The organism is Streptomyces sp. NPDC038280 (genome assembly GCF_055600045.1).
The window spans coordinates 1,069,465-1,087,939 of the sequence record NZ_JBVJYZ010000001.1 but is presented as its reverse complement, the minus strand read 5'-3'; the positions used below and the strand labels follow the sequence as shown (position 1 = coordinate 1,087,939).

Below are 18,475 nucleotides of genomic sequence, written 5' to 3'. Positions count from 1 at the left end.
TCCCCGCGTGGACGGGAACGTTGTTCATGGTGTCATGCGGGTGCACTCCTGCGGAGCGCGACCGCGGCCGGTGTCCGGGGCCGTACGATGGCGCGGTGCTGGTCAAGTGGATTCGCTGCACCGTGGTGGACCGTCGGGGGTTCGAGCGGGGGCAGCGGAAGTGGGCGGGGCTGCTGGGTGAGCCGGGATTCCGGGGACAGGGCGGAGGGTGGAGCAGGGGACGGCCCGAAGTGGCCCACATCTTCGCCTTCTGGGAGAGCAGGGCGTTCTACGACTCGTTCATGGCGCGCTCGCACGATCGGCTGGCCGCCGCGCAGGCGGGCACCTACAAGGACATCCAGGTCAAGCTCTTCGATCACCGCTTCGATGTGAAAACGGGCTTCGAGCCCCGCTTCACGGACGCCGACGTGGTCCGGGTGGCCCACTGCAGGATCCACAAGGAGCGGGTCGAGCACTTCGCGCTGATGCAGGAGAAGGTGTGGAATCCGGCGATGGCCGGTTCGCCCGGGATGCTGCGTGGGGTGTTCGGGGAGGCCCCGGGACACGAGTTCCTGGTGCTGTCCATGTGGCGGTCGGCCGCCGAGCACGGCAAGTACCGAGCCGAGCGTGTGGAACGCCTCGCCCTGCGGGCCCAGATCGAAGCCGATGTGGCGGCGCTGAACGGCGACGTCGTCGCGCTCGAACCGTCCTGGACTGTGTGATTCCGCGATCCGGCGCGGGGGCGGCCCTTCTGGGGCCGGATACGCCGGATGGGCCCCGGACGGACTCCGGACGCCCCCTCGGCCGAGCCCGCGCCGGGGCTCGCAACTAGGGTCGACGCATGGCACGACCGCGGCGCATCGTCCTCGTCCGGCACGGAGAGTCCGAGGGCAATGCCGATGACACGGTGTACGAACGGCAGCCCGACCACGCCCTGAGGCTCACCGGCGTGGGGCGCCGGCAGGCGGAGGAGACGGGGGACCGGCTGCGGGAGCTGTTCGGGGACGAGCGCGTTAGCGTCTATGTCTCGCCGTACCGTCGCACCCTCGAGACGTTCCAGGCCTTCGGGCTCGACCCGGACCTGGTGCGGGTGAGGGAGGAGCCGCGACTGCGGGAGCAGGACTGGGGGAACTGGCAGGACCGGGAGGATGTGCGCCTGCAGAAGGCCTATCGGGACGCCTATGGGCACTTCTTCTACCGATTCGCGCAGGGAGAGTCGGGCGCGGACGTGTACGACCGGGTCGGCGCGTTCCTGGAGAGCCTCTACCGAAGCTTCGAGGCGCCCGACCATCCGCCGAACGTGCTCCTGGTCACGCACGGGCTCACCATGCGGCTGTTCTGCATGCGCTGGTTCCACTGGACGGTCGCCGAGTTCGAGTCGCTGTCCAACCCAGGAAACGGCGAGACCAGGATGCTTCTGCTCGGGGAGGACGGGCGGTACACGCTCGACCGGCCCTTCGAACGATGGCGTACCCCGGAACCGTACGGCGCCACCGGATAGAGTGGCAGGGCGATGACCGCTGACTCCTCCTCTCTCGACCGGCGCTTCGAACGCGCCCTGGCCAGCCTCCGTGGGCTGTCCGTGGGAGACGCCCTGGGCTCCCAATTTTTCGTACCCATGAACTATCCGCTGCTGAAACGGCGCGCCCTGCCGCCCGGTCCCTGGCAGTGGACCGACGACACCGAGATGGCCTGCTCGGTTCTCGGTGTGCTCGCCGAGCACCACCGGATCGACCAGGACGCCCTCGCTCGTTCCTTCGCCGAGCACCATGACTTCGACCGCGGCTACGGCCCGGCGGTGAACCGGATGCTCCGGCTGATCAGGGAGGGCGGCGACTGGCGGGAGCTGGCCGCCGAGCTCTTCAACGGGCAGGGCTCCTGGGGCAACGGCTCCGCCATGCGCATCGCTCCCCTCGGCGCCTGGTACGCCGATGATCCGGAGCAGGCCACACACCAGGCCGAGATCTCCTCGTACACCACGCACCAGCACCGAGAGGCCGTGGTGGGGTCCATGGCGGTGGCGGCCGCCGCGGCGCTCGCCGCGGACCCGGCCGGGCCGCCCACTCCGGCGGACCTCCTCGACGGAGTGGTCGCCCTGGTGCCGCGCAGCGCGGTCGGGGCGGGGCTGCGCCGCGCGCGGGACATGCTGGACTACGACGACGCGGGCACCGTCGCGGCGGTGCTGGGCAGCGGGCGGCGGACGAGCGCCCACGACACCGTGCCGTTCGCGCTCTGGTCGGCCGCCCGGTCGTTGGGTGACTTCGAGCGGGCGTTCTGGACGACCGCGCAGGTCGGCGGTGACGTCGACACCACCTGTGCGATCGCCGGGGGAGTGGTGGCCGCCGCCGACGGCGGGGCGCCCCCCGAGGAATGGCTCGCCCAGACCGAGGAACTGCCCGGCTGGCTGCCCTCCAAGGCGCCGCACTGAGCCCTCGGGCCCCCGTGGCCGGTGGCGCGGCGAGTGTCACGGTCCTGCCACAGCCGCGGACCGGCGGCCGCGCGTGGCGGAGGCGCGGTTAGCCTGTCGCCCACGCGCTGCGCTGATCATGACAAGCGCGCGCCGACGAGAAGCCCGCCCGTACGCGGCATGGCACCGGCCTGTCCGGGTTCGGGCAGGGAGGGGGGCACATGTCAGACACACCGCCCGAACCGCCGCGGGACGCGGCCGCGAACGGCACATCGGAACCGCCCGGGGCGAGCGCGACGGGATCGTCGTCGCCCGTGGGGCCTGGTGGCGGGGCCCGGACGGCATCTGCCCCCGGCTCCTCGGCGAGGCAGTTGCCGCAGTCGGCCCGGGAGGCGGGAGGATCCCCGGTGGCGTCGCCGAGCGCGGCACCGGCCGCGTCCCAGAAGGGCGCACCGCCGCCGCAGTGGCCGCCGGGAGCGGCGCTGCGGCAGCCGAGCCCGTACGGCCCGCCGAAGCCGCCGACCGTCAGCCGGTTCAGCAAGGTGCGTCCCGCCGCGCCTGCCCGTATCCCCACGGCCACGCTCTGGTCGGCCCTGGTGGCCGGGGTGTTCAGCGGGTTCCTGCTCGGCGACGGCCTCGGCGTCAATCTCCTGATCGTCGCCGTCCCGCTCGCCCTCGCCGCCTACTTCGCCGCGACGGCTGCCGGCCGGCGGGTCCGCCCCTGGACCTTGATATGGGCCGTCGCCGGAGTCGCGACGCTGGTGATTCCCGCGCTGCGCGACGCCGGGTGGCCCACCTTCCTCGCCATCGTCTCCGCCCTGGCGCTCGGTTCACTCGCCCTGCACGGCGGCCGGCGCTGGCCGGGCGTCCTCCTCAGCCCCCTCGGACTGCTCGACTCACTGGGCTCCGGCATGGCGTGGGCCTGGGCGGGCGTTCGGGAGCGCGCCGAGGGCACCCATGGACGCTGGGGCCCGGTGGTGCGCACGGTCCTGGTGGCCGCGCTGCTGCTCGTCGTCTTCGGCGCGCTCTTCGCGGGAGCGGACGCCGCCTTCGCGGACCTGCTCGGTTCCCTCATCCCCGACATCTCCGTGGCCGACGGCCCCTGGCGGTTCCTCCTGTTCTGCCTCGGCCTCGTCGGCGCGATCGCCGCGGCCCGTACCGCCGCCGCACCCCTGCGCTGGGACCGGGTGGCGCTGCGCCCCGGACGGGCCCGGGCACGGCTGGAATGGGCCCTTCCGCTGGTCGTCCTCAATCTGCTCTTCGCGGCCTTCATCTCGGTGCAGCTCGCCGTTCTCTTCGGCGGATACGACAAGGTGCTGCGCGAAACCGGCCTCACGTACGCCGAATACGCCCGTCAGGGTTTCTGGCAGCTGCTCTGGGCCACCCTGCTCACGCTTCTCGTGATCGGCCTCGCACTGCGCTGGGCCCCGCGCGAGGGAACCCGCGACCGGACGCTCGTCCGCGCGGTCCTCGGCACCCTGTGCGTACTGACCCTGGTCGTCGTCGCCTCGGCGCTGCGCCGGTTGGACCTGTACGTCGACGCCTACGGACTGACCAGGCTGAGGATCTCGGTCGCCGCCATGGAACTGTGGCTCGGCCTGGTCATTGTGCTGATCATGGTCGCGGGGGCCTTCGGCGCGCGTCTGCTCCCGCGTGCCGTCGCCGCGAGCGCCGCCGGGGCCGTGCTCGTCTTCGGTCTGATCTCCCCAGACGCGATCGTCGCGGAGCGGAACGTCGAGCGGTACGAGAGCAGCGGAAAGATCGACATCGGGTATCTGGACGGACTGTCCGCCGATGCCGTGCCCGCCCTGGACAAGCTGCCGGAGCCGCTGCGCACATGCGCCCTGCGTCACATCGCGGAGGATCTCGCCGATTCCCACACCGACTGGTACGCCACCAGCCTGGGGGAGGCGAGGGCGCGGAGGATCCTCGACGAGCGGAAGGTCTCGTCGTCCCGCGCGCAGTGCGCGGTCCATGACCGGGACCGGTTCGACGGCGAGTACGACCCCTACGACCCGTCCGGCTCCTACGAGCCGAACGAGGACGGCGGGGAGTTCGAGCGGCCCTGACGGAGAGGGGCCCGTACAGCGGTGGTCGTGAGCGGAAGCGGGGTCCGTCCCTCCTGGGACGGGCCCCGCCCGCGTAGGCGCGTCCCCCGGTCGGTTATGCCACCGGACCCGACGCCTCCGCCTTTCCGCTCAGCGCTTCCAGGTCGCTCTTCCGTACGCGGATGACCACCAGCGCGGTCAGCAGCGCGAGGCCCACCATGGCCACCGCCGCAGTGAAGGCGGTTGATATACCGGCGGTCAGCACGTCATGACCCCAGGGCGCCGGCAGTTCCTTGGAGGCGGCGAACTGTGCCTGCTGCTCCGGTGTCGCCTGCGACAGGAAGGCCGGCACCTGCTTCTCCGCCTCGTTCCTGCTCGCCGTACCGAAGACCGTGACCAGGATCGACAGGCCGAGCGAACCGCCCACCTGCTGGGTCGCGTTCAGCAGTCCGGACGCCGCACCCGCCTCGTGCTGCGCGACCCCGGAGACCGCCGTCAGGGTCAGCGTCACGAAGTTCAGACCCATGCCGAATCCGAAGAGCACCATCGGCCCGAGGACCCCGCCGACGTACGAACTGTCCGGCGTGATGAAGGTCTGCCAGAACAGGCCCACACCGGTGATGGCGGAACCGGTGACCATGAACGGCTTGGGGCCCAGGACCGGCAGCAGCCGCTGCGAGAGGCCCGCGCCCGTGATGATCGCGACCGTCACGGGGAGGAAGGCGAGGCCGGACTGGATGGGGCTGTAGCCGAGCACGTTCTGCACGAACAGCACGATGAAGAAGAACATCCCGAACATCGCCGCCGCGAGGCTCAGCATGATCAGGTACGTGCCCGACCGGTTGCGGTCGGCGAACATCCTGAGCGGAGTGATCGGTTCCCGGGCCCGCGACTCGACGAGGGCGAAGGCCGCCAGCAGGACCACGGCGGCGACGAAGGAGCCGATGGTGAGCGGGTCGCGCCAGCCCTCCTCCGAGGCGCTGATGAATCCGTACACCAGCGAGGCCATCCCGAGCGTCGAGGTCAGCGCCCCCGCGATGTCGAAGCGTCCCGGATGACGTTCGGACTCGTTGATGTACAGGGGGGTGAGGAAGGCGATGAGCACGCCGATCGGGACGTTCACGAAGAACACCCAGCGCCAGTCGAGCCATTCGGTCAGCATGCCGCCGGCCAGCAGACCTATCGCGCCGCCTCCCGCGGACACGGCCGCGAAGACGCCGAACGCGCGGTTCCGCTCGGGCCCTTCGGGGAACGTCGTGGTGATGAGGGCGAGCGAGGTGGGCGAGGCGATGGCGCCGCCGACGCCCTGCAGGGCGCGCGCCGCCAGCAACTGCCAGGGCTCCTGGGCGAATCCGCCCAGCAGGGAGGCGAAAGTGAAGAGGAGGATTCCGGTCAGGAAGACCCGGCGGCGGCCGAGGATGTCGCCCGCCCTGCCGCCCAGCAGAAGCAGACCGCCGAAGGTCAGCGTGTAGGCGCTGAGGACCCACGAGAGGTCGGTGGTGGAGAAGGAGAGCGCGTCCTGAATGTGCGGGAGCGCGATGTTCACAATGGTGGCGTCGAGTACGACCATGAGCTGACAGGCCGCGATGACGGCCAGGGCGATTCCCGGTCGCCCTTGCCTGCGGGCCGCACCCGGTGGCTTGCTCTGTGTTACCGATTGAGTTGTTGTCACTATGGATCCCCCACGAGTGATTAGTGAACGCACCCGTTCACTGTCGCTCAACGGTAGTGAGTCCCCGTCAGTGAACGCAAGCGTTCACTGACCACTGCCGTGTCAACCGATGTGCACCAATGGAGAGTTGCTGATGGTTACCTCGCGCTCGGCGGCCGCCGCTCGGTCGCAGCCGGCGTCCTCGCGCCGCCGCGGTCCGGTGCTGGAACGGGCGATTCTCGATGCCGCGCTGGAGCAGCTCAGTACGGTCGGCTGGCGCGGATTGACCATGGAAGGGGTCGCGGCGGGGGCGCAGACCGGCAAGGCCGCGGTCTACCGCCGCTGGCCGTCGAAGGAGGACCTCGTCGCCGACGCCCTCCAGGCGGGCCTGCCCGCGCTCGACGAGGCGCCCGACCACGGCAGCGTCCGCGAAGATCTCTTCCAGCTGTGCCGGCGGGTGCGCGAGGCGATGTACTCCAAGCCCGGCTACGCCCTCAGGGCCGTGCTTCACGAATGCGACAGCGCGACCGCCGAACGCCTTCATGGCTTGATTGTTTCGGGCGTGATCGAGCCCTCCACGAGGCTCTTCCGCGAGGTGGTACGGCGGGGGGTACAGCGCGGCGATGTCCGGGCCGAAGGCCTCGGTGAGCTGGTCTTCGATGTGATTCCGGCCATGATGATGTACCGCGCGAAGGTGTGCGCCAGTGAATGGCGGGACGCCGATATCGCCGAGATGCTCGACCAGGTCATGGTGCCGCTGCTCGCTCCCCGGTCCGGCTGAGAACCGACCACGGTGCCCGCGGGGGAATCGGGGTACCGCGGGCGGCCCGCATCGGCGTAATCTGTCAGGCGCCATGCCGTACGAACCACCCACTCACACCGTCGAGCGTTCGCTCCGAGCCACCACCGGCGCCAAGATCATCGCCGGGGTCGACGAGGTCGGGCGAGGGGCGTGGGCCGGGCCGGTCACGGTGTGCGCCGCTGTCACCGGACTGCGCCGACCGCCTGCCGGACTCACCGACTCCAAGCTGATTACCCCCAAACGCCGCCTCGAGCTGTGTGGGGAACTGGAGAAGTGGGTCACCGCGTACGCCCTCGGGCACGCGTCCCCGGAGGAGATCGACGAGCTCGGGATGACCGCGGCGCTGCGGCTGGCCGCCGTGCGCGCCCTGGACGCACTGCCCGTGCGACCCGACGCGGTGATCCTCGACGGCAAGCACGACTATCTGGGCAGCCCCTGGAAGGTCCGCACGGTCATCAAGGGTGACCAGTCCTGCGTCGCGGTCGCGGCCGCCTCGGTGATCGCCAAGGTGCGCCGGGACGCGATGATGGCCGACCTCGGTCTGCGGTCGGAGGTGTGCTCCGCCTTCGCCTTCGACGCCAACGCGGGGTATCCCTCGCCCGTGCACAAGGCAGCCCTGGCGGAACGGGGGCCCACCCCGTACCACCGGCTCTCCTGGGCGTACCTCGACGCGCTGCCCCGGTGGCGGCATCTCAAGAAGATCCGCATCTCCGCCGAGGCGGCCGCACTGGAAAGCGGGGGCCAGCTCGGCTTCGATTTCTGATTCGAGTTCTGAACTGCCGGGCACAGCCGTGCTGAACGGCTATCCGCACTTTTGTGCCCACCCGCCGATGCCACTCGCACCGGCGTTTGATAGACATCCACGTATGCCTCTCATCCCCGAGGAGCCTCAGATTCACGAGAGTGCCCAGGGTCCCCGCGCCACTCCGGCCGCAGGCCGCCCCGCGCCGACCCCCCGTCCCGTACCCGGTCCGCGTTCCGCGGCCTCGCCGCGCCCGGGGCATCCCGGTCCGGCCAGGCCCGCGCCGCCGGTACAGCGCCCGCACCCCGGTGCCGGGCAGTCCCCGTCGTCCCGGCCGGAGAATCGTTCCGTGCCGCAGATCCAGCTGATCCCCGCCCCGGCGGACGGCGCGCTCGACGCCGCCGAAGAGGCCGTGGACCTGCTGCTCGAGACCGGGCGCGCCCCCGGCGACATCCTGGTTCTCACCACTGGTGAGCAGCACCCCTGGGCGACGCACGAGCTGTCGTTCGGGGAGACCGCCTACTGGGCCCAGCACGACGCCCGCGACGACGTCTTCTTCGCCGACGCCGCCGCCGTCGACCGTGCGTCGGCCCGACCGGTGGTGGTCGTCGCGGTCAACGGAGGCCCCGAGGCCGCCGTCCACGCGCTGCCCCTGGCGAAGGAGCGCGCGAGCGCGCTCCTCATCGTCTGCGGAGACCCGCAGCGCATCAACACCGCGCTCGGCGCGGGCGTCTGAGCCGTACGCGGCTCGCACGTCCCGCCAGGTGCGGACTGTACGGACACGGCACAGCGGTCCTGCCCCGGCTGCCCACGCGTGGGCGGCCGGGCCGTGACTGTTTCGCGCGGCCGGAGTTCGGCCGGTGCCCGCTGCCACCGCCGTTCGTGCCTGTTCCGTCGGCCGTAACGGTTGCGCCTCTTGCGCCGGTCTGTGTGTGTGACTCCGCGGGTCGTGACTGTTGCGCCGGTCTGTGCGTGTGACTCCGCGGGTCGGGTGCGACGACCACATGCGCGGACCGCCCCGAATGCCGCCCGCCCGGTGCTCACCGCTTCCGGATCAGCGTGCCGCGGTACGTCGCAGCGGCTCCGCCGCGCCACTCGCCGTACGGGGAGCGAAGGACTCGGCGTCGGCCGAGACCTCCGACAGATCCGTCGGCGGCGACAGCGAGTTGGGCCGCCGGCCGCCCCGGCCCTCGCCCAGCACCTGCCAACCGCCGTGCGTCAGCGTGATGTACGCACCGCAGCGCAGACCGTGGAGCGTGCACGCGTCCCGCAGCCCCCACATCCAGGCACCGTCCTCCTGCGTCCACCGCTCGTCGCCCTCACGGCAGTAGAGCAGGATCGCCGTCCGCACCGGGGTGCGGCGCCGCAGATCGTGCGGGATGACCCGGCGAAGATGCGCCAACAGCGCGTTGCGGAACTCCCAGCCGTCCGCGAGGGCGGGACGGCGGGTGAACGAGGCGCTGGCGGCGAGCCGTTCCTCATGATCGAGAACGGCCACGACGGCCGTCGCGGGGCGGGGACGGTGACGGGCATGCAGACCGCTGACAACCTCGCGTGGGTTGCGCAGCAATGGAATTCCGGCCGCCGACCATTCGGCGGGTTCCAGCATCCTGGCGAGGCGGCTGGCGGAATCGGCTGACGCCGTGATCGAGGTGGCTGCGGACGGAGCGAATCCGAAGGTCACGGTCCTCCCTTCGCATACGCGCCCACAGTGCGGGCAGGGTCGGGTGAGGGCGCGCACCGGCACAGCCCTTCCGGACCGCGAACGGGCCGTGCGGGGGGCGCATCCAATTCTTGCGGTCGTATGCGCGGGCGGCAACGAGCAATTGCGGCCGCTGACTGGAATGGGTCGGAATGACACTCATATCCCTGCCCAGTTGAGCCCCTGACAATGCCTCACGTCATCCCTGAACGGCGAGGACCAGGGGAAACACCCCCTGTGCTCCGGCCCGGCGCAGCAGCCTGGCCGCAACCGCGAGCGTCCAGCCACTGTCCGAAAGGTCGTCCACCAGCAGCACCGGCCCATCGGCCGCCACCAACTCCTCGGCCAGCGACGGAGGAACGACCAGCGCCTGGTGCAGTCCACGCACCCGCTGCGCGCTGTTGGTGCGCGAGATCCTCAGGTCCTCCGCCTCCGGCGCGTACGCGACGGAACCGAGCAGGGGCATCCGGCCGATCTCGGCGATGCGGCGGCCGAGCGAGGCAACGAGTTCGGGCCTGCTGTGCGAGGCGACCGTGACGACGCCGACGGGCCGGCCCGGGGCGTCCGGCGCTCCCGACGCCCAGCCGCCGGATCCCTTGGCCCAGTCGGCCAGCACGCTCACGACGGCCTGGACCACATCGTCGGGCACCGGCCCGTCGGCCGCCCGCGGCGCGAGCATCGGCCGCAGCCGGTTGCCCCACCCGATGTCGGAGAGCCGGCCCAGCGCCCGCCCGGTGAACGCCTGCTCCCCGGCGGGGATCCGGCCCTTCAGGTCGACACCGACCGCGGCGAGACCGGTCGGCCACATCTTGCGCGGCTCCACCTCGACGCCCGGCCGCCCCAGCTCACCCTTGGCGGCGTCCAGCGCGGCCCCCGACACCTTGGCTTCGAAGCGCGCCCCGGAGCAGTTGTCGCAACGCCCGCACGGGGCGGCCTCCTCGTCGTCCAGCTGCCGCCGGAGGAACTCCATCCGACAGCTGGTGGCCGACGCGTACTCGCGCATCGCCTGCTGCTCCGCCGCCCGCTGGCGCGCCACCCACGCGTACCGCTCGGAGTCGTACACCCAAGGCCGGCCCGTGCTGGTCCAGCCGCCCTTCACCCGGTGCACCGCACCGTCCACGTCGAGGACCTTGAGCATGGTCTCCAGGCGCGTCCGCCGCAGCTCGACCAGAGGCTCCAGCGCCGGGAGCGAGAGCGGCCGCTCGGCCTGCGCCAGCACGTCGAGGGTGCGGCGCACCTGCTCCTCGGGCGGGAAGGCCACCGAGGCGAAGTACTGCCAGATCGCCTCGTCCTCCTTGCCCGGCAGCAGCAGCACCTCCGCGTGCTCCACACCACGTCCCGCGCGCCCCACCTGCTGGTAGTAGGCGATGGGGGAGGAGGGCGAACCGAGGTGGACCACGAACCCCAGGTCGGGCTTGTCGAACCCCATGCCCAGCGCGGACGTCGCGACCAGCGCCTTGACGCGGTTGGCCAGCAGGTCGTCCTCGGCCTGCTGGCGGTCGGCGTTCTCCGTCCGGCCGGTGTAGGACGCCACGGTGTGCCCGCACTGCCGTAGATACGCGGTGACCTCCTCGGCCGCCGCGACCGTGAGGGTGTAGATGATCCCCGAGCCGGGGAGCTCGCCGAGATGATCGGCCAGCCAGGCCAAGCGGTGTGCCGCGTCGGGGAGTTGGAGCACGCTGAGGCTGAGGCTCTCCCGGTCGAGCGGGCCACGCAGGACCAGGGCGTCCGTCCCCGCCCCCGTACCCAGCTGTTCGGCGACGTCCGCCGTCACCCGTGCGTTGGCCGTCGCGGTGGTGGCGAGGACCGGGACTCCGGCCGGCAGATCGGCGAGCATCGTCCGCAGCCGCCGGTAGTCGGGCCGGAAGTCGTGCCCCCAGTCCGAGATGCAGTGCGCCTCGTCCACCACGAGCAGGCCGGTGGCTGCCGCGAGGCGTGGCAGGACCTGGTCGCGGAAGTCCGGGTTGTTCAGGCGCTCGGGACTGACGAGCAGCACATCCACCTCGCCCGAGGCGACCTCCTCCTGGACCGTGTCCCACTCCTCCGTGTTGGACGAGTTGATCGTGCGTGCGCGGATACCCGCCCGCGCCGCCGCCTCCACCTGGTTGCGCATCAGCGCCAGCAGCGGGGACACGATCACGGTCGGCCCGCTGCCGCGTTCGCGCAGGAGCGAGGTCGCGACGAAGTACACGGCGGACTTCCCCCAGCCCGTCCGCTGCACGACCAGGGCACGTCGTTTCTCGGCGACGAGCGCCTCGATCGCCCGCCACTGGTCCTCGCGCAGCCGCGCCGTGCCGGTGGCGTCCGAGACGAGGCGGGCGAGTACGGCATCGGCGGAGGCCCTGAGGGCAGCGCGGTCTTCGAGGCGGTCTGCGTTGGTCATGCCCCCATGCAACCCGATGGGTCGGACATTGCGCGAACGAGGCGGCCGGCCTGTGGACAACTCGGGGCCGAGGTTATCCACAGGGGTCGCGGAACGCGGGGCGGTCGCGGGACGGTCGTGACCATGAACAAGCACCACGTAACCAGCGAACCGTCCGACGAGCAGCAGATCACCCTGCGCGGCCCCGCCGAGCTGGCCGACGCGCTCCCCTACGTCCTGGGCTTCCAGCCGACCGACTCGATCGTCCTCGTCGCTCTCCACGGCGAGCGCGGCCGCTTCGGCGGGCGGCTCAGGCTCGGCATCCCGCGCTCGCCGCGGGAGTGGTCGCCCGTGGCCGAACAGCTCGCGGAATGCCTCGTCGACGGCTGCGAGCGGCGCGGCTCCCGCCCCGACGGCATCGTCGTCTTCCTGTGCCAGGACCCCGGAAGCGAGGAGAGCGGCCGCCAGGTGATGGAGCGGCTGCGGCCGCTCGCGCAGCGGCTGCGCACGGCGTGCGGCGCCCTCGACGTCCCGGTCTACGAAGCCCTTTGTGTCTCCGACGGGCGGTACTGGTCGTACTGCTGCCCCGACGCCCGCTGCTGCCCTCCGGACGGCACCCCGCTCGCCCTGCCCGGCACGTCGGTGATGGCGGCGGCCGCCGCCTACGCCGGAATCCAGGTGCGCGGTTCCCTGCGGGAGATGGAGGCGCGCCTGAAGCCCCTGACGGGTCCGCGGGGTGATCGGCAGCAGCAGGCGCTGGACACCACAGGCGCCTCGGTGGTGCACCGGCTGCTGGACGACCGCGGCCGTGAGGAGGTCCGAACGGAGACGCTCCGGGTGGTACGGCGGCTGATGAAGAGAATGGCGGGGCCGACGGCAGGGATGAGCACCGCGGAGGTGGACGCCATGGACGACGGCCTGATCGCCGACATCGAGGCCGCCGTCGTGATTCACGGGCTGCAGGACCGTGAGACGCGCGACCGCGCCGCCGAGTGGATGGAGGGACCGCGGGCAGGGCGTGCGCTGAGGCTCTGGCGTGCTCTGGCCCGGCGCTGCGTGGGCCCGTATACCGAGCACGCCGCCGCGCCGCTCAGCCTCGCGGGATGGGTCTCCTGGTCCACCGGCGACGAGCCCAGCGCACGTGTCGCACTGGGGCTGGCACTGGCCGCCGACCCCGAGTACGTCTTCGCGCGGCTTCTGCACCAGGCCTGCAACGAAGGCCTCGACCCGGAGTCGCTGCGCAGCTGCCTGCGGGGCGAGCGCCGGGCGAGGGCGGTGGCCGCCGCGCGGGGAGCCGCACGCGCCCCGCGCCCCCGGGCGGTGCGCCCGCCCGCCCCGCGGGAGCCGGACGCCTCGGAGCGGACACGGCCGGGAGCGGGCGCGCCTCCCTCGCGGACCCACACCACCCGCCGCACGGGGCACCGGCGTGGATCGAGGAGCGGGCGATGACGGCCGTGACCAGGGCCCCTGTGTCGCCGTTCAGGTGGGTGGCGGAGTCGTACGACCCGTGGAGCCGCACTCCCAGCGGCTGTCCGGAGCGCACAGAAGGCACAGCACACCACCCATGGCCCCCACCGTCCCCGCCTCGCAGCCCGCACCCGCCTTCGGCCACCGGCCCGGCTCCGCGGACCCCTCCGAGCCGCGCCCGACGCCGGATCCGCTCCCGCAGGGCCCCCGCCCCACAGTCCCCGCCGCCCCGCCCGCGGTCCCTCCTGCTCCCACCGCTCGTCCTGGTGCTCCTGGAACTGCTCCTGGGCCCGGCCGCGCGGCTGGTCCGGCAGGCGCGCTCGTGGCCGTCACCGGGGCCGGCCCGCAACCGGCCGCCGTCCCGGCTCCGCCGCCCGCCGGACGGCCCGGCGAACTGCCGCCCGTCCACAGCGCCCTCATCTGTGTCGCCCTCCCGGGCCTCGCGGTCTCCGCACCGCACGGACAGCTCACGGGGCAGGGCATGGAAGGCTTCTACCAGGCCGGCCGACGGCTCCTCTCCCGCTGTCAGCTGCGGATCGCGGGGCGCGAACCGCTCGCCCTCCAGGCCCGAATGGTCGCCGCGGACCGCGCGCGCTTCCTGTCCGTGGCTCGCCTTCCGGGGGACCCCGGACCCGATCCCGGGATCGTCGTGGAGCGCACGCGGGACGCCGACGGAACCGAGCGGATCACCCTGCGCAGCTCCGCCGCCCGCCCGCTTCGGCTTCCCGTGGAGATCTCGCTGGGGACCGACCTCGCGGACCTCGCGGCGGTGGCTTCGGGCAGGGCCGGGGCCGAACTCCCGGCGAGCGTCCATGCCGCGGGGATGCGCTGGTCGGCGCCCGGCGGGCGACACACGACCGTCGTCGCCGACCCGCCGCCCAAGGACGCGCTCGCCGCGGCCGGACTCCTGCGCTGGGAGCTCGAACTGCCCCCCGGGGCCGCTCGCAGCATCGAGCTTCGCGTCCGTACGGACCGAGCCGTTCGCCCGGCGAGCCAGTCGGGCGCCCACCCCCTCGCCCACGCGCGGGCGGAGGGAGACGACCCACGGACCGAGAAGCTGCTGCGCACCGCCGTCGACGATCTGCGGGCGCTCCTGCTGCGGGATCCCGCTCACCCGTCGGACCTTTATCCGGCCGCCGGAGTCCCGTGGCGTTGCGGACCGGCCGGCGCCGAGTCCCTGTGGGCCGCGCGCATGGCGCTGCCGCTCGGCACCCGGCTCGCGGCCACGACTCTCCGCGCGATCGCCCGGACCCAACTCGCGCGAGCGGGGCGGCAGTCGGGTCGGATCCCCGGCCCGCTGCGCGACTCCGGTCCTCACCTGCCGCCCCGGTGCACCGGCATCGAAGCCACCCTCGCCTTCCCGGTCGTCCTTGCGGAGGCCCGCAGATGGGGGCTCCCCGACCAGGATGTGGCGGAGCTGCTCCCGGCGGCCGAGCGCTGCCTCGACTGGCTGCGCGCGGCCGCGGACGACGACGGATTCGTGCCGGACCCGGGCCCCGCCGGCCCGCGACGGGCCGAGACCCAGGCCCATGCCCACCGTGCCGCCGTGCTCGGCGCCGATCTGCTGGAGGCGTGCGGCCGCCCCGGCGCGGACGGCTGGCGCGAGTGGGCGCGGGCCATGCGGCACCGGTTCCGCGAGGAGTTCTGGCTCGACGACCGCGCCGGCGGCCGTCCCGCCGTCGCCCGGACCCCCGGCGAGCGGCCGCTGCCCCACCTGGGCGGCGGCGCCGCGCACCTTCTGGACACCGGGCTCCTCGGGGGCGGACGCCTCGCGCCCGGGCTGCTGGACCCGTCGCAGACAGGGCAGGTCGCGAGGCTGCTCGGTACGCCGCCCCTGGACTCCGGATGGGGGCTGCGCAGCCTGGGAGCCAAGGAACCGGGCCACAACCCCTTCGGCCACCGGACGGGAGCCGTGCGGGTGCACGAGAGCGCCGTCGCCGTGACGGGACTGGCGGCGGCCGGTTACGAGAAGGAGGCGGTCTCCCTGCTGCGCGGTGTGCTCGACGCGGCCGAGGTGTTCGAGTACCGGCTCCCGGAGATGTACGCGGGGGAGCAGCGCACGGCCGGAAGCGCCCCGGCGCCGCATCCGGCGGCCTGTCGTCCGGCGGCGGTCGGCGCGGGCTCCGCGCTCCAGCTGATGATCGCGCTCGCGGGTGTCCGGCCCGACGCCCCGGGCCGTACGGTCGCGCTGCGTCCGCTGAGCTCCGCGCCGCTGGGCGCCGTGCGGCTCTCCGGGCTCCGGGTGGCCGGGGAGCCCTTCGCGGTGCGGGTGAGCAGACTGGGTCTCGGCATGGTCGAGGAGGCCGCCCCAGGTCTCCAGTTGGGGCTGTGAGCGGGCGCGCCGGCACGGTGTCGGAGGAAGGGGAGAGCCCGGTGCAAGAAGTCGTGACCGAAGATCGCGAGGGGCGTGTTTATCGTCAGGCAGACGACTATGATCGCGGCATGTCTCCCTACGACCCGTCGGCCTTTCCGCCCTTCGCCGTCACCGTCGACCTGGTCGTGCTCACCGTGCGTCGCCACGCTCTGTGTGCGCTGGTCGTGCGACGGGGAGAGCCGCCGTTCCAGGGGCGATGGGCCCTGCCCGGCGGATTCGTCCGCGCCGACGAGGACCTCGGCGCCGCGGCGGCGCGGGAGCTCGTCGAGGAGACCGGGCTGACCGCACACGACCCCTCCGCTCCCCATCCGCTGCCGGGCAACGGCGCGCATCTGGAGCAGTTGGCGACCTATGGCGACCCGAAGCGTGATCCCCGCATGAGAGTGGTCAGCGTCGCCCATCTGGCGCTCGCGCCCGATCTTCCCGCGCCCCGCGCGGGCGGTGACGCGAACAGCGCGCGGTGGGCCCCCGTCGAGGCGTTGCTCGACGAGACCGGCTTCGGCCGGGAGGACGAGCAGCCCGCGCCGCTCGCGTTCGACCATGCGCAGATCCTCGCCGACGGCGTGGAGCGGGCTCGCTCGAAGATCGAGTACTCCTCGCTTGCCACCGCCTTCTGCCCGCCCCAGTTCACGGTCGGTGAACTGAGGCGGGTGTACGAAGCCGTGTGGGGCGTCGCCCTCGATCCGCGGAACTTCCACCGCAAGGTGACCGGTACCCCCGGCTTCCTGGTTCCCGCGGGGGGCACCACCACGCGGCAGGGCGGTCGGCCCGCCCAGTTGTTCCGAGCGGGTGGGGCGACCCTGCTGAACCCGCCGATGCTGCGGCCCGAGGTCTGACGGACCGTCCGCAGACGCCTGTTCGACATCCGGTTGAGGTGCCGAGGCGCCGAGGCGGAGGGCCCTGCAGGGACATAGAGGCCCGACTGGCCCCAACGCTCCGCCAAAAGTCCGAAATGTCGCGTTATCTTGCTGCGGTACCCGCCCAGCCGCCGAGCGGTCTCCTCTACCGCGAGGGAAGCGATGCTCCAGGCCATCGGACTCACCAGCACGTCCCGTCGAGGCCTCCCGCCCGCCGTGGACGACCTCTCCTTCGAAGCGCCGCCCGGCAGCGTCACGGCGCTGCTCGGTCCCCCCGGATCAGGCAAGACCACCACCCTGCGGCTGATGCTCGGGCTGGAGCCGGCGCGCGGCGTCACCTACTTCCGCGGCCGGCTCCTGCACCGGATCGCCCACCCCACCCATGAGGTCGGCGTACTGCTCGGCGACGTGCCGGGCCACCCCTCTCGTACCGCCCGCGGCCAGTTGCGGATGCTCTGCGCGGTGTCCGGAGTCCCCGCCTCCCGCGCCGACGACCTGCTCCGGGCCGTGGGACTGGACGGACTCCAGGACCAGCGCCTCGGCACCCTCTCGCGGGGCATGGACCGCCGACTGGGTCTAGCCTCCGCCCTGTTGGCCGATCCGCACGCCCTGGTGCTCGACGAACCGGCCGCGGGACTCTCCCCCCGCGAGAGCGCCTGGCTGTACGAGTTGCTGCGCGCGCACGCGGACCAGGGCGGCACGGTCCTCTACACGACCGACGATCCCAAGGCCGCGGCCCGCAATGCCGACCGTGTCGTCGCGATCGACGGCGGCCGGCTCGTCGCCGAACAGGACGCCGTCGAATTCGCCCGTACGCGGCTCCGCCCACGCGTCGCCGTACGCACCCCCCACGCCGCCCGCCTGGCCTCCGTGGTCCGGCAGGAGGCGCGAGCCGCCCGGCGGTCGGTCGAGGTGGTCATGGAGGACGGCAACCGGCTCTCCGTCTACGGAAGCGACCGCGCCGAGATCGGTGAGACCGCGTTCCGGCACGGCGTCCTCCTCCATCAACTCGCCGACGAGACCGGGGAGGGCCTCCAGGACGGCGACACCCGACGGACCGGCGGGGCATCCGTCCCGCCGGCGCCCCGTCGCGCGCAGGGGCTCGGGGCGGGCTCGCCGTCCGGCCCCCGGACCGAGGCCGAGGCCGAGCCCGATCCCCGGACCGAGGCCGAGCCCGACCTGGCTTGGGACCCCGACCCCCGTGGGTTCGAGACCCCCCTCACCGCGCCGCGCCCCCTGCGTGGCCCCCTGCGCCCCGTGCGGTACGAGATCCGGCGCCTCTTCGGGGTCCGTACGAGCCTTCTGGTCATCGCCGCCGTCCTCGTCGTGTCCGCCGCGGTCGCCGTCCTGCTCGCCCGTGGCGGCCGCACCCCCCTGCCGGCCACGATCGCCGGCTGGCCCGGCATTTCCCCCCTGCCCCCCGCCGCCCTCGGCGCGGGCCTGCTGGGGGCGCTCTCGTTCGGCGACGAGTACCGCTACCCGGCGCTCTCCACCGGGCGCGGCACGGTGCCGCGCCGCCTCGGCCTGCTCCTCGCCAAGCTCGCCGTCACCGCGGCCACCGCCCTGCTGATCGCCGTCCTCGTGGTGGCCGTCGACCTGGAGTCCCTGCGACTGGTGTACGGCGGAGATTTGATTCCCGTGCCGCGGAACTGGCTTTCGCTGTGCGGAAGTTGGTTCGGTCTGTCGGTGGGCTGCGCCTGGGCCGGCCTGCTGGCGGCCGGTGTCTTCCGGGCCACCGCCGCCGGGGTGGCGGCCGTCCTCGCCGTCCCCGTCGTCGTCGGCCCGCTCCTGCAGAAGGTCATCACCGGCCCGGCCGTGCGGTCGGCCACCGGACTGCCCGGCCGGCTCCGGGAGCTCGTCTGGTTCCAGTGGCCGCACATGGCCGACCACTGGCTGATGGGCGCGCTGCGGTTGATCGCGCAACCGGTCGGTGCCGCGCTGTCCCTCTCCCTGGCCACTCTGTTCTGCGCTTATCTGCTCAGCGGCCTTCGTCGTAGCGCCCGTTGGTGACCGCCCCGGGGCCCGGAGGTGCCCCCTGCTGGGCACTGTGTTCGTAACTCCCCTGGGAATGCCCGGTTCTTTCC

General features: G+C 72.8%; 14 protein-coding genes. 11 read left to right on the top strand and 3 right to left on the bottom strand.

Features of this window, described 5'->3' with window-relative positions; genetic code table 11:
• Nucleotides 1-95: 95 nt before the first annotated feature.
• The 4 genes from ACZ7J0_RS04775 to ACZ7J0_RS04760 all read left to right on the top strand — a co-directional run bounded on the left by ACZ7J0_RS04775 (nt 96) and on the right by ACZ7J0_RS04760 (nt 4,455).
• Nucleotides 96-701 carry a YdbC family protein gene (locus ACZ7J0_RS04775; protein ID WP_470883957.1) on the top strand — a complete coding sequence of 202 codons (606 nt, stop codon included), beginning with the start codon at nt 96-98 and terminating at the stop codon, nt 699-701.
• Between the two features lie 119 nt (nt 702-820).
• On the top strand, nt 821-1,480 hold the full coding sequence (locus ACZ7J0_RS04770) for a histidine phosphatase family protein (protein ID WP_470883955.1): 660 nt from the start codon (nt 821-823) through the stop codon (nt 1,478-1,480).
• Between the two features lie 12 nt (nt 1,481-1,492).
• Nucleotides 1,493-2,407 (top strand): ADP-ribosylglycohydrolase family protein, encoded by a 915-nt coding sequence (locus ACZ7J0_RS04765; RefSeq protein ID WP_470883953.1) that lies wholly within the window; start codon nt 1,493-1,495, stop codon nt 2,405-2,407.
• Between the two features lie 200 nt (nt 2,408-2,607).
• Nucleotides 2,608-4,455: a DUF4153 domain-containing protein gene (locus ACZ7J0_RS04760; protein ID WP_470883951.1), complete on the top strand. Its 1,848-nt coding sequence runs from the start codon at nt 2,608-2,610 to the stop codon at nt 4,453-4,455.
• 94 nt (nt 4,456-4,549) lie between these two features.
• On the opposite strand, the gene ACZ7J0_RS04755 is transcribed toward ACZ7J0_RS04760, so the two are convergent.
• Entirely contained in the window at nt 4,550-6,004 is a 1,455-nt protein-coding gene (locus ACZ7J0_RS04755; protein WP_470883949.1) for an MFS transporter, read from the bottom strand.
• Nucleotides 6,005-6,239: 235 nt separating this feature from the next.
• Between ACZ7J0_RS04755 and ACZ7J0_RS04750 the strand changes: the two genes are divergently transcribed.
• From ACZ7J0_RS04750 to ACZ7J0_RS04740, 3 genes are all read left to right on the top strand, one after another.
• On the top strand, nt 6,240-6,866 hold the full coding sequence (locus ACZ7J0_RS04750) for a TetR/AcrR family transcriptional regulator (protein WP_470883947.1): 627 nt from the start codon (nt 6,240-6,242) through the stop codon (nt 6,864-6,866).
• Between the two features lie 73 nt (nt 6,867-6,939).
• Nucleotides 6,940-7,650 carry a ribonuclease HII gene (locus ACZ7J0_RS04745; protein ID WP_468704639.1) on the top strand — a complete coding sequence of 237 codons (711 nt, stop codon included), beginning with the start codon at nt 6,940-6,942 and terminating at the stop codon, nt 7,648-7,650.
• A gap of 103 nt (nt 7,651-7,753) precedes the next feature.
• Nucleotides 7,754-8,365 carry a hypothetical protein gene (locus tag ACZ7J0_RS04740; protein ID WP_470883945.1) on the top strand — a complete coding sequence of 204 codons (612 nt, stop codon included), beginning with the start codon at nt 7,754-7,756 and terminating at the stop codon, nt 8,363-8,365.
• A 318-nt stretch (nt 8,366-8,683) separates the two neighbouring features.
• On the opposite strand, the gene ACZ7J0_RS04735 is transcribed toward ACZ7J0_RS04740, so the two are convergent.
• Both ACZ7J0_RS04735 and ACZ7J0_RS04730 read right to left on the bottom strand, forming a co-directional pair.
• On the bottom strand, nt 8,684-9,313 hold the full coding sequence (locus ACZ7J0_RS04735; RefSeq protein ID WP_470883944.1) for a hypothetical protein: 630 nt from the start codon (nt 9,311-9,313) through the stop codon (nt 8,684-8,686).
• A 217-nt stretch (nt 9,314-9,530) separates the two neighbouring features.
• Entirely contained in the window at nt 9,531-11,714 is a 2,184-nt protein-coding gene (locus ACZ7J0_RS04730) for a RecQ family ATP-dependent DNA helicase (protein ID WP_470883942.1), read from the bottom strand.
• Between the two features lie 123 nt (nt 11,715-11,837).
• Here ACZ7J0_RS04730 and ACZ7J0_RS04725 point away from each other — a divergent pair, with 123 nt between their 5' ends.
• From ACZ7J0_RS04725 to ACZ7J0_RS04710, 4 genes are all read left to right on the top strand, one after another.
• Nucleotides 11,838-13,142, top strand: coding sequence for a DUF4192 domain-containing protein (locus tag ACZ7J0_RS04725; RefSeq protein WP_470883940.1), 1,305 nt, complete (start codon nt 11,838-11,840; stop codon nt 13,140-13,142).
• Nucleotides 13,143-13,257: 115 nt separating this feature from the next.
• Nucleotides 13,258-15,492, top strand: a complete 2,235-nt coding sequence (locus tag ACZ7J0_RS04720) for an amylo-alpha-1,6-glucosidase (protein WP_470883938.1) — start codon at nt 13,258-13,260, stop codon at nt 15,490-15,492.
• A gap of 110 nt (nt 15,493-15,602) precedes the next feature.
• A complete protein-coding gene (locus ACZ7J0_RS04715; RefSeq protein ID WP_470883936.1) occupies nt 15,603-16,370 on the top strand; it encodes an NUDIX hydrolase in 768 nt (255 codons plus the stop codon).
• A 183-nt stretch (nt 16,371-16,553) separates the two neighbouring features.
• On the top strand, nt 16,554-18,401 hold the full coding sequence (locus tag ACZ7J0_RS04710; RefSeq protein WP_470883934.1) for an ABC transporter ATP-binding protein: 1,848 nt from the start codon (nt 16,554-16,556) through the stop codon (nt 18,399-18,401).
• The last annotated feature ends 74 nt before the right edge of the window (nt 18,402-18,475 follow it).

Excerpts from the sequence above, each read along its gene's own strand:
- ACZ7J0_RS04770 (WP_470883955.1), top strand. The coding sequence starts at position 821 with ATGGCACGACCGCGGCGCATCGTCCTCGTCCGGCACGGAGAGTCCGAG.
- ACZ7J0_RS04765 (WP_470883953.1), top strand. The coding sequence starts at position 1,493 with ATGACCGCTGACTCCTCCTCTCTCGACCGGCGCTTCGAACGCGCCCTG.
- ACZ7J0_RS04760 (WP_470883951.1), top strand. The coding sequence starts at position 2,608 with ATGTCAGACACACCGCCCGAACCGCCGCGGGACGCGGCCGCGAACGGC.
- ACZ7J0_RS04755 (WP_470883949.1), bottom strand. The coding sequence starts at position 6,004 with ATGGTCGTACTCGACGCCACCATTGTGAACATCGCGCTCCCGCACATT.
- ACZ7J0_RS04750 (WP_470883947.1), top strand. The coding sequence starts at position 6,240 with ATGGTTACCTCGCGCTCGGCGGCCGCCGCTCGGTCGCAGCCGGCGTCC.
- ACZ7J0_RS04745 (WP_468704639.1), top strand. The coding sequence starts at position 6,940 with ATGCCGTACGAACCACCCACTCACACCGTCGAGCGTTCGCTCCGAGCC.
- ACZ7J0_RS04740 (WP_470883945.1), top strand. The coding sequence starts at position 7,754 with ATGCCTCTCATCCCCGAGGAGCCTCAGATTCACGAGAGTGCCCAGGGT.
- ACZ7J0_RS04730 (WP_470883942.1), bottom strand. The coding sequence starts at position 11,714 with ATGACCAACGCAGACCGCCTCGAAGACCGCGCTGCCCTCAGGGCCTCC.
- ACZ7J0_RS04725 (WP_470883940.1), top strand. The coding sequence starts at position 11,838 with ATGAACAAGCACCACGTAACCAGCGAACCGTCCGACGAGCAGCAGATC.
- ACZ7J0_RS04720 (WP_470883938.1), top strand. The coding sequence starts at position 13,258 with ATGGCCCCCACCGTCCCCGCCTCGCAGCCCGCACCCGCCTTCGGCCAC.
- ACZ7J0_RS04715 (WP_470883936.1), top strand. The coding sequence starts at position 15,603 with ATGTCTCCCTACGACCCGTCGGCCTTTCCGCCCTTCGCCGTCACCGTC.
- ACZ7J0_RS04710 (WP_470883934.1), top strand. The coding sequence starts at position 16,554 with ATGCTCCAGGCCATCGGACTCACCAGCACGTCCCGTCGAGGCCTCCCG.